Source organism: Pseudomonas sp. RW407 (genome assembly GCF_003176655.1).
Taxonomy (GTDB): Bacteria; Pseudomonadota; Gammaproteobacteria; order Pseudomonadales; family Pseudomonadaceae; genus Pseudomonas; species Pseudomonas delhiensis.
This window is the reverse complement of record NZ_QGSL01000088.1, coordinates 247,027-257,348: the sequence shown is the minus strand read 5'-3', so window position 1 is coordinate 257,348 and position 10,322 is coordinate 247,027. Positions and strand designations below refer to the sequence as shown.

The window sequence follows — 10,322 nt, the reverse complement described above, 5'->3', positions numbered from 1 at the left end:
GGTGGTGGCGCAGCAGCAGGTGACCGCCCACGACGGCGACGCCTCGCGCGGCCTGAGCCTGTTCGCCAACTTCACCGTGCATGACCAGGCGACCAACACGGTGGACAACTACCAGCAGGTCGGCGCCGTCTACAAAGGCCTGTTCGACGCCCGGCCCAAGGACGACATCGGCCTGGCGGTGGCGCGCATCCACATCAACGACGATGTGACCAAACACCAGAAGCAGGTCAATACGGTCTCCGGCATCGACGACTACGACAACCCGCTGTTCCAGCCGGTGCAGCACAGCGAGTACGACGCCGAGCTGTACTACGGCGTGCACGTCACCAACTGGCTGACCGTGCGGCCGAACCTGCAGTACATCAAGCATCCCGGCGGCGTCTACGAGGTGGACAACGCCCTGGTCGCCGGGCTGAAGATCCAGTCCAGCTTCTGACGCGCGCATCGACCCGCTCCTGAGGTGCTGCTGTACTTGGCCCGCCCGCCATCATCGGGGCGGGCTTTTTGTTCGTAGGGTGGATAACCGTTCGCGGTTATCCGCCGATACGCCGGCGTCACAGCCAACGCCCAGGTCAACCTCGGAGCCACCGGGCACCGAGGCTAAACGCCGGATAACGCTTGGGGCGTTATGCGCCCTACGTGGCTGGCGCCCTCATTGCCTCTACAGGGGCTATTGCGCCCCGGGACGAAAAAATCCGCACATGTGACTGGGGTTCTATGCTTTTCAGGTAGAATCTGCGCTTTTTTCACCGACGTGTAGTAAAACTACATAGATGTCATGCCCCGGGAGTGTCCGGGAAGGGATTGATTCAGGACCTCCGGACAATGCTCGAGCATCCGCTGCAGCGCTTCTTCCATTCCATGCGTGCCAAGCGCCCCTTCGACTGGGTGCGCTTCCAGCGCCGCGACCTGCTGCTGATCGATCACCCCCTGTGCCAGGCGGTCTTCAGCCGCCAGGGCGCGCAACTGCTGCACTTCCGCCCCCAGGGCGAGCGCTCCATGCTGTGGTGCGCCAGCCAGTGGCCGGCCCTGAGCACGGCGCCCATCCGCGGCGGCATCCCGGTGTGCTGGCCGTGGTTCGGCAGCCACCCCAGCGAGCCCGACTGGCCGCCCCACGGCTGGGCCCGCCAGCGCGAATGGCGCCTGCTCGACGCCCATGCCGACGAGAGCCTGGTGCAGGTGAGCTGGCAACTGGACATCGAGGACTGGCACGTGCGCCTGGACGCGCGCCTGGGCCGCGAACTGGAGATGGAGCTGTCCAGCTACCACGAGGACGACGGCGACTGCCTGTTCAGCTTCGCCCTGCAGCCCTACTGGCGCATCGGCTCGCTGCGCCGTAGCGTGGTCCACGGCATGGAACTGGAGGGTGCCCAGCGCCCGGCGCCGCCGCTGCCCAATACCTGGACGCCGCGGGGCGCGGTCAAGCAGGTGCTGTACAACACCGGTTCGCTGGTGCTGGAGGACGCTGGCTGGCAGCGCCGCCTGCGCATCGACAAGAACGCCGCCGCCGGCAGCGTCATCTGGCACCCCGGCAGCCGCGCGGTGGAGCAGGTGGAGCCGGGCGAGGCCGACCGCTTCCTGTGCATCGGCGCCGCCGGCTACCGCCCCGGCGGGCTGATCCTGGCCCAGGGCGAGCGCATGCGCCTGCGGCTGAAGGCCGGGTTGGTCTGACGATTTCCGCTGCACGGGTTCGAGCAATCGCGGACGGAGTCCGCTCCTACGCCACATCATCCGCACCATTTCGATGTAGGAGCGCGCCCTGCGCGCGAATCGCGGGCAGGGCCCGCTCCTACAGCTCCAAGGAGGCTCGATCGTAGGAGCAACTGTCTTGCCGGCTGCGCCGATGTGCTCTTCGTAGGAGTGAGCTTGCTCGCGAATAAGCCCCGCAGCGGAGCCTGTTCGCGAGCAAGCTCGCTCCTACGAGAAGCAGTGCCCCCGGCAGGGTAGGACTCCGTCCGCGATCGGTCGATCCCTGCGCCGAAATCGCGGATGAATCCGTTCCTACGAAATCACTGTGGCGGGGCGTCAGTCTTCCTCGTCCAGCTGGTACCGCGTCGGCACCAGGCTCTCCTTGATCTTGCGCAGGTGCGGCTGGAAGTCCACGCCGCGGCGCAGGGTCACGCCGGTGGCCAGCACGTCGAGCACCGTCAGCTGGATGATCCGCGAGGTCATCGGCATGTAGATGTCGGTGTCTTCCGGCAGCGGGATGTCCAGGGTGAGGGTGCAGACCTTGGCCAGCGGCGAGTCGGCCGCGGTCAGGCCGAGCACCGAGGCGCCGTTGTCCCGCGCCAGGCGCGCCACGTCCACCAGCTCGCGGGTGCGGCCGGTGTAGGAGATCACCACGAACAGGTCGCCGGTGTGCGCCACCGAGGCGATCATCCGCTGCATCAGCACGTCGCTCTGCGCCGACACCGCCAGGTTGAAGCGGAAGAACTTGTGCTGCGCATCCAGCGCCACCGAGCTGGAGGCGCCGAGGCCGAAGAAGTGGATCTGCCGGGCCTGGATCAGCAGGTCCACGGCGCGGTCCACGGCGCGTGCGTCGATCAGCTTGTAGGCGGCGTCCAGCGAGGCGATGGTGCTGCCGAAGATCTTCCGCGTGTACGCCTCGGGGCCGTCGTCCGCGGCCACCGCCTGGGTGACGAAGGCCGCGCCGCTGGCCAGGCTCTGCGCCAGCTGGATCTTCAGCTCCGGGTAGCCGCTCATGCCGAAGGAGCGGCAGAAGCGGTTCACCGTCGGTTCGCTGACGCTCGCGGCCTGGGCCAGCGCGGCGATGCTGAAGCGGGTGGCCTGCTGCGGGTTCTGCAGGATCACCTCGGCGACCTTGCGTTCGGCCTTGTTCAAGTCTTCCAGGCGCGTCTGGATCTGCTCCAGCAGGTTCTTCATCCGTTCTCCTTGGTGGCCCCTGTGGGGCAATCGACGGCCGGGGACGTGCCCGCGGCCAGCGGCGCTATCCTAACGTCAGGTCGGCAGACGACCAACCGGACCGTGCCTTGGGAAAAATATGTTGTTTAATTACTACATTTTTGCCTTAATGGCGCGGTGTATTCGGCAAATGTTCCTCAAAATCTGTTTGGTAACAACAAATGCCTGATGTCCGCGTTCTGCCTTGCACCCTGGCGCTGTTCGGCGCGCTGGGCGACCTCGCCCTGCGCAAGCTGATCCCCGCCCTCTACCAGCTCGACCGCGAAGGCCTGCTGCACGGCGACACCCGCATCCTCGCCCTGGCCCGCGAGGACGGCGACCCCGCCGCCCACCTGGCCACCCTCGAGAAGCGCCTGCGTCTGGCCGTGCCGGCGCGCGAATGGGACGACGCCGTGTGGGTGCGCTTCCAGCAGCGCCTCAGCTACCTGAGCATGGACTTCCTCGACGCCGCTTCCTACCCGGCGTTGCGCGACGCGGTACCGGCCGGCCTGCCGCTGGTGGCCTACTTCGCCACCCCGGCGGCGGTCTACGGCGGTATCTGCGAGAACCTCGCCGCCCTCGGCCTGGCCGAACGCACCCGGGTGGTGCTGGAGAAACCCATCGGCCACGACCTGGCGTCCTCCCGCGCGGTCAACGAGGCGGTGGCGAAATTCTTCCCGGAGAACCGCATCTACCGGATCGACCACTACCTGGGCAAGGAAACCGTACAGAACCTCATCGCCCTGCGCTTCGCCAACAGCCTGTTCGAGACGCAGTGGAACCAGAACCACATCTCCCACGTGGAGATCACCGTGGCCGAGAAGGTCGGTATCGAGGGCCGCTGGGGCTACTTCGATCAGGCCGGCCAGCTGCGCGACATGGTGCAGAACCACCTGCTGCAGCTGCTCTGCCTGATCGCCATGGACCCGCCCAGCGACCTTTCCGCCGACAGCATCCGCGACGAGAAGGTCAAGGTGCTGCGCGCCCTGGAGCCGATCCCGCCGGAGCAACTGGCCAGCCGCGTGGTGCGTGGCCAGTACACCGCCGGCTTCATCGACGGCAAGGCGGTGCCCGGCTACCTGGAAGAGGAGCACGCCAACCGCATGAGCGGCGCCGAGACCTTCGTCGCCCTGCGCGTGGACATCCGCAACTGGCGCTGGTCCGGCGTGCCCTTCTACCTGCGCACCGGCAAGCGCATGCCGCAGAAGCTGTCGCAGATCGTCATCCACTTCAAGAACCCGCCGCACTACATCTTCGCCCCGGAGCAGCGCTCGCTGATCAGCAACCGCCTGATCATCCGCCTGCAGCCGGACGAGGGCATCTCCCTGCAGGTGATGACCAAGGACCAGGGCCTGGGCAAGGGCATGCAACTGCGCACCGGGCCGCTGCAGCTGAGCTTCTCCGAGGCGTACCAGGCCGCGCGCGTGCCGGACGCCTACGAACGGCTATTGCTGGAGGTGATGCAGGGCAACCAGTACCTGTTCGTGCGCAAGGACGAGGTGGAGTTCGCCTGGAAGTGGTGCGACCACCTGATCGCCGGCTGGGAACGCCTGGGCGATGCCCCCAAACCCTATGCCGCGGGCACCTGGGGACCCCAGGCGGCCGTGGCGCTGATCGCGAGAGACGGGAAGGACTGGTATGGCGACCATTGATCCGAATCTGCCGGCCGGCGTGCGCTGGACGGCCTGGGAAAGTCCGATGGCGCAGGCCCGCGGCCTGGCCGCCAGCGTGGCCGAGCAACTGCGCGGGGCCATCGCCGAGCGTGGCCGCGCGCTGCTGGCGGTGTCCGGCGGGCGCAGCCCGGTGGCCTTTCTCGAAGCCCTGAGCGGCGAAGCCCTCGACTGGGGCAAGGTGACCGTGACCCTCGCCGACGAGCGCTGGGTGCCGGAAGTCCATCCAGACAGCAACGCCGGCCTGGTGCGCCGCCACCTGCTCAAGGGCGCGGCGGCCAGGGCACTGTTCTGCGGCCTGTACCACTCGGCGCCGAGCCTGGAAGAGGCGGCAGCCATCGCCGACCGCCAGGTCGCCGAGCTGGCCCTGCCCATCGATGTGCTGGTGCTGGGCATGGGCGACGACGGCCACACCGCCTCGTTGTTCCCGGCCAGCCCGGGCCTGGCCGAGGCCCTCGACCCTGCCGGCGCGCGCCATTGCCTGCCGGCCTGGGCGCCGAGCGTGCCGCACCAGCGCCTGACCCTCAGCCGCGCGCTGCTGGCCGCCGCGCGGGTGCAACTGCTGGCGATCCAGGGCGAGGCCAAGCTGGCCACCCTGAAGGCCGCGCTGGCCGTCGAAGACGAAGCAAGCATGCCGGTGAGCGCCTTCCTCCGCGCTCCCCTGTCGATCCACTGGTGCCCCTGAGGCACGGAGTTACCGCAACATGAGCCTTGATTCCCACATCCAGCGCATCGACGCCCTCGCCGAGCGCGCCCGCATCCTGCCGGTGATCACCATCGAGCGCGAGCAGGACATCCTGCCCATGGCCGACGCCCTGGCCGCCGGCGGCATCACGGTGCTGGAAGTGACCCTGCGCACCCCGTTGGGCCTGACCGCCATCCGCACCCTGGCCGCGCAGCGCCCGCAACTGTGCGTGGGCGCCGGCACCGTGCTGGACCCGCAAACCTTCCGCCAGGCGGAAGAGGCCGGCGCGCAGTTCATCGTCACCCCCGGCTGTACCGAGGAACTGCTGCAGCACGCGGTGAGCCGCCCGGTGCCGCTACTGCCCGGCGTAGCCACCGCCTCCGAGATCATGGCCGCCTACCGCCACGGCCTGCGCCGCTTCAAGCTGTTCCCGGCCAAGGTGTGCGGCGGTGTCGAGGCGCTCAAGGCCTTCGCCGGCCCCTTCCCGGAGGTGCGCTTCTGCCCCACCGGCGGGGTAGGGCCGGACAACCTGAACGACTACTACCGCCTGGACAACGTGATGTGCGTGGGGGGCACCTGGATGCTGCCCAAGGCCGCCGTCGCCAGCGGTGACTGGGCCACGGTCGAGCGCCTGTCGCGCGAGGCCCTGGCGCTGCTCGAATCACACTGAGCTGTCCCACGATCGGACGTGCCCGGCCTTGTGCCGGGCTTTTTTATGGAGGCGTATCCGCCCTGCGGGATGCCGCCGAGCGTAGGGCGAATAACCGTTCGCGGTTATCCGCCGCTACACCTTTCTTGTCGGCAACTTCGTGGTTGAGCTTGGTGTGGTTTTGAGGGCGGCTCCGTGCTCGGCAGCGAGTGGCATGTGGCCGAGGTCAAACGGCGGATAACGCGGAGCGTTATTCGCCCTACGCCAAGCCCACCATGGTAGGGCGCATAACCGTTCGCGGTTATCCGCCGTCGGCCGGAACACCGGTGCCCAAGGAAAACGGCGGATGGTCTTCGAGGTAATGCTGCAGGCGCTCCTGCAGATAGGGCACCGCTTCGTTGTGGTCCAGGCCCAGGTACTCCTCCACCGCCATCAGCCGCCAGTACTGCCCCTCGTCGCCGAAGCGGATCGCCGTGAACTCCGCTGCCCGCAGCCGCGCCACCAGGAACCAGGCCCAGGGCGCCGGGCCGTGGGTGGCGCGGTAGCGGCGCTGCCATTCGATACGCTCCTGGCCCAGGCGGATGGAGAATTCCTCCTCCAGCTCGCGCAGCGCGCATTCGGCTGGCGTTTCCGCGCCTTCGCGGCCGCCGCCGGGAAAGTCCCAGCAGCCGGGGAAGGGGATGCCGGGCTTTTCGTCGCGGAGGTAGACCACCAGGTGGCCATCGTGGAACAGCGCCAGCTTGGCGCCGGTGAAGGCAGATTCGTCGTTCAACCCGGTTTTCCCCCTGAAAACGGCGCGAATGCCAAAAGCGGCTAGGCTTTCCCGATCACGGACGGTGCTTTGCCGCGCCCAAGCGCGTATGATGCGCGACCTTTTTCTTCGTTGCATGACACACCGGGAGGTGCCCAGATGAACGACACGCACGAAACTCCAGAAATTTCCCCCGCCGGCGAGAAGCTGCAGAAGGTCCTGGCCCGTCTGGGCGTCGGCTCGCGCCGTGACGTCGAGGCCTGGATCGAGGAAGGCCGGGTCAAGGTCAACGGCGTGGTCGCCAGCCTCGGCCAGCGTGTGGAGGGCCACGACGCCATCGCCGTCGACGAGCACCTGATCCGCCGTGAGCAGGCCGAAGAGCACGTACGCCGCGTGCTGATCTACAACAAGCCCGAGGGCGAGGTCTGCACCCGCGACGACCCGGAAGGCCGCCCGACCGTGTTCGACCGCCTGCCGCGCCTGCGCAGCGGCCGCTGGATCAACGTCGGCCGCCTGGACATCAACACCACCGGCCTGCTGCTGTTCACCACCGACGGCGAACTGGCCAACCGCCTGATGCACCCGTCCTACGAGATGGACCGCGAGTACGCCGTGCGCGTGCGTGGCGAGGTCGACGAGGACATGATCGAGCGCCTGAAAGCCGGCGTGATGCTGGAAGACGGCCCGGCCAAGTTCAGCGACATCCAGCAGGCGCCGGGCGGCGAAGGCTTCAACCACTGGTACCACGTGGTGGTGATGGAAGGCCGCAACCGCGAGGTACGCCGCCTGTGGGAATCCCAGGGCGTGGTGGTGAGCCGCCTGAAGCGCGTGCGCTTCGGCCCGGTGTTCCTCACCTCCGAACTGACCATGGGCCGCTACCGCGAGATGGACCAGCGCGAACTGGACATCCTCAGCGAGGAAGTCGGCCTGAAGCCGGTGAAACTGCCGGAGATGACCACCAAGGCCAAGGACAAGCTCGAACGCCAGCAGCGCAAGCTGGCCAAACCGCTGGCGCGCAGCGAGCGCCCGGATGCCGGTCGTGGCAACCGCCAACGCAAGGCGTCCTTCGAGGGCGAGCGTCCGGCCCGTGGCCAGCGTCCGGCGGCCGACCGCCCGGCCCGTGGTCCGCGCCAGGATACCGATCGTCCGGCCCGCGGTCCGCGCCAGGACTCCGACCGCCCGGCCCGTGGTCCGCGCCAGGACTCCGAGCGCCCGGCCCGTGGTCCGCGCCAGGACTCCGAGCGTCCAGCCCGTGGCCCGCGCCAGGATTCCGACCGCCCGGCCCGTGGCCCGCGCCAGGACTCCGAGCGTCCAGCCCGTGGCCCGCGCCAGGATTCCGACCGCCCGGCCCGTGGTCCGCGCCAGGACTCCGATCGTCCCGCCCGCGGTCCGCGCAAGGACTCCGATCGTCCGGCCCGTGGTCCGCGTCAGGACTCCGACCGTCCGGCCCGCGCGCCGCGACCGGAAGGCCGTGGCAAGGCGCCGGCCGGCGAGGCACCGCGTTCGCGTCCGGCCAAGCCGAGCGCCGAGCGTGACGAGCGCCCGTCCAAGCCGGTGGTGCGCAAGCCGCTGAACAAGCGCCGCCCGCAGCCGGCCGGCGACGGCATGCGCCCGGGCTTCAAGCGCTAAGCGCCAGGCATGAAAAAAGGGCTCCTCGGAGCCCTTTTCTTCGCCTGCGCAAATGTCCGCTCAGCCGGCGCAGGCCAGGCGGTTGCGGCCGTTGCGCTTGGCCGCGTAGAGCGCGGCGTCGGCCCGGTGCAGCAGGTCGTCGACGCGCTCGCCGGCGATCAGGGTGGCGCAGCCGAGGCTGATGGACAGCGGCACGTGCTGGCCGTCGACGGCAAAGTCCAGCTCCTGGATGGCCTGCCGCAGCCTCTCGCCGACCTGGGCGGCGCTGCTGCCCGGGGTGTTGGACAGCAGCACGAGGAACTCCTCGCCGCCGAAGCGGAAGACCATGTCGACGTTGCGCAGGCTGGCCTTGATGGCCCGGGCCACGCAGCGCAGGGCCTCGTCGCCGTGGCTGTGGCCGTGCTGGTCGTTGATGCGCTTGAAGTGGTCCAGGTCGAGCATCAGCACCGACAGCGGCTGCAGGCTGCGCCGCGCCAGCTCGACCTCGCGGCCCAGGGCCTGGTCCATGGCGATGCGGTTGCCGGTGCCGGTCAGCGCGTCGCGCAGGGCTGCCTGGATGGCCGCGCGGTAGAGCAGGGCGTTGCGCAGCGGGTAGAGCAGGCTGGCGATCAGGCTTTCCAGCTGGCCCAGCTCGGCCTCGTCGAAGGGGTGGCGGCGGCGGAAGGCCAGCTCGCCCAGGTATTCCCCGGCATGGTTGAGGTGGTAGGTGGCGCCGTGGCTGGCCACTTCGCCGAACTCCAGGCGCAGGTCGGCGCTGCCGTTCTGGTAGCTCAGGTAATCCAGCGGCAGCAGCGCCTGGATCTCCTGGAAGAACAGGCCCAGGACGCGTTCGGTCTCAAGGCTGGTCTGCAGCTGCACGGCGAGTTGCCGGCGCACATCCGCCAGGCTGGCCGGGCGCCGGCCGCGCGGGCGGCTGTTCTCGCCAAGGCCCAGGCGCTGGAGCTTGGCGGTGTCGAAATCGATGGTGTTGGACTGCTTGGGCGGGGCCATGACGCGTGGCGACCTCTGGCGCAAAAACGGCGACAGTGAGGGCTGAGCTATTTTCGTGCCAACCCGCGGAAAGTTCTGTTCTGACGGCTCAAGGGACCGTCTGGCGCGGGCTTTGGTTCCGCGGGCGGGGGGATGTCGTGGAGAGGGATGTCAAAATGATGGCGACTTTGCCGGGGTGGTCGCTGGTCCTTCCCCCGGGTGGAGCCGGAAAACCGGCGGGGCGGCCGTTGCGCCGCCCCGTGCCGGTCAGGCCTGGGCGTCGAAGGCCTGGCCGTTGACGCCGATGCTGTCCGGGCCCATCAGGTACAGGTAGACCGGCATGATCTCGTCGGGCGCCGGGTTGTTCGCCGGGTTCTCGCCCGGGTAGGCCATGGCGCGCATGCTGGTGCGGGTGGCGCCGGGGTTGACGCTGTTGGCGCGGACGGCGTTGGTGCCGTCGCACTCGTCGGCCATCACCTGCATCAGGCCCTCGGTGGCGAACTTGGACACCGCGTAGGCGCCCCAGTAGGCGCGGCCCTTACGCCCGACGCCGCTGGAGGTGAAGATCACCGAGGCGTCGCTGGCCAGCTTGAGCAACGGCAGCATGGCGTGGGTCAACATGAACACCGCGTTGACGTTGACCTGCATGACGCGCATGAAGTTTTCCCCGGAGATCTGCTCGATGGGCGAGCGCAGGCCGAGGATGGAGGCGTTGTGCAGCAGGCCGTCGAGCTTGCCGCATTCCTTCTCGATGGTCGCCGCCAGCTCGTCGTACTGGTGCGGCTGGGCGGTTTCCAGGTTGAAGGGGATGACCACCGGCTGCGGGTGGCCGGCGGCCTCGATCTGGTCGTAGGTCTGGTTGAGGTTTTCCTCGCTCTTGCCCAGCAGCAGCACGGTGGCGCCGTGGGCGGCGTAGGCCCGCGCGGCGGCGGCGCCGATGCCGCGGCCGGCGCCGGTGACCAGGATCACCCGGTCCTTGAGCAGGTCGGGGCGGGCGGAATATTGGAACATGCTTTCTCCTTCGGAGGGCTGCAGGCTTCAGGCTATAGGCTGCAGGCCTAAAGATAA

At 68.6% G+C, this 10,322-nt stretch carries 9 protein-coding genes and 1 pseudogene; 6 read left to right on the top strand and 4 right to left on the bottom strand.

Going from position 1 to position 10,322, the window contains the following annotated elements; translation table 11 throughout:
• Nucleotides 1-436, top strand: a 436-nt coding sequence (locus DK254_RS07750) for a carbohydrate porin (protein ID WP_177412034.1), incomplete at its 5' end; no start/stop codon positions are given.
• Nucleotides 437-825: 389 nt separating this feature from the next.
• On the top strand, nt 826-1,671 hold the full coding sequence (locus tag DK254_RS07745) for a D-hexose-6-phosphate mutarotase (RefSeq protein ID WP_109933311.1): 846 nt from the start codon (nt 826-828) through the stop codon (nt 1,669-1,671).
• 354 nt (nt 1,672-2,025) lie between these two features.
• On the opposite strand, the gene DK254_RS07740 is transcribed toward DK254_RS07745, so the two are convergent.
• Nucleotides 2,026-2,883 (bottom strand): MurR/RpiR family transcriptional regulator, encoded by an 858-nt coding sequence (locus DK254_RS07740; RefSeq protein WP_089393826.1) that lies wholly within the window; start codon nt 2,881-2,883, stop codon nt 2,026-2,028.
• A gap of 200 nt (nt 2,884-3,083) precedes the next feature.
• On the opposite strand from DK254_RS07740, the gene zwf reads away from it, so the two are divergent.
• Genes zwf through DK254_RS07725 form a run of 3 tightly spaced genes read left to right on the top strand, consistent with a single transcriptional unit; the run spans nt 3,084 to nt 5,926 of the window.
• Nucleotides 3,084-4,553 (top strand): glucose-6-phosphate dehydrogenase, encoded by a 1,470-nt coding sequence (gene zwf / locus DK254_RS07735; protein WP_109933310.1) that lies wholly within the window; start codon nt 3,084-3,086, stop codon nt 4,551-4,553.
• Nucleotides 4,540-5,256, top strand: coding sequence for a 6-phosphogluconolactonase (gene pgl / locus DK254_RS07730; RefSeq protein ID WP_109933309.1), 717 nt, complete (start codon nt 4,540-4,542; stop codon nt 5,254-5,256). The genes zwf and pgl overlap by 14 nt, the downstream gene beginning before the upstream one ends.
• A gap of 19 nt (nt 5,257-5,275) precedes the next feature.
• A complete protein-coding gene (locus DK254_RS07725; RefSeq protein ID WP_109933308.1) occupies nt 5,276-5,926 on the top strand; it encodes a bifunctional 4-hydroxy-2-oxoglutarate aldolase/2-dehydro-3-deoxy-phosphogluconate aldolase in 651 nt (216 codons plus the stop codon).
• A gap of 280 nt (nt 5,927-6,206) precedes the next feature.
• Here the strand turns inward: DK254_RS07725 and DK254_RS07720 are convergent, their stop codons facing one another.
• Nucleotides 6,207-6,677, bottom strand: a complete 471-nt coding sequence (locus tag DK254_RS07720) for an NUDIX hydrolase (protein ID WP_109933307.1) — start codon at nt 6,675-6,677, stop codon at nt 6,207-6,209.
• 138 nt (nt 6,678-6,815) lie between these two features.
• Here DK254_RS07720 and rluB point away from each other — a divergent pair.
• Nucleotides 6,816-8,003 (top strand): annotated as a pseudogene (rluB, locus tag DK254_RS07715) (23S rRNA pseudouridine(2605) synthase RluB); the annotation flags it as partial.
• Nucleotides 8,004-8,345: 342 nt separating this feature from the next.
• Here rluB and DK254_RS07710 read toward each other — a convergent pair.
• Together DK254_RS07710 and DK254_RS07705 are read right to left on the bottom strand one after the other, a co-directional pair.
• Nucleotides 8,346-9,275: a GGDEF domain-containing protein gene (locus tag DK254_RS07710; protein WP_109933305.1), complete on the bottom strand. Its 930-nt coding sequence runs from the start codon at nt 9,273-9,275 to the stop codon at nt 8,346-8,348.
• Nucleotides 9,276-9,521: 246 nt separating this feature from the next.
• Entirely contained in the window at nt 9,522-10,265 is a 744-nt protein-coding gene (locus DK254_RS07705) for a YciK family oxidoreductase (protein ID WP_074976243.1), read from the bottom strand.
• Between the last annotated feature and the right edge of the window lie 57 nt (nt 10,266-10,322).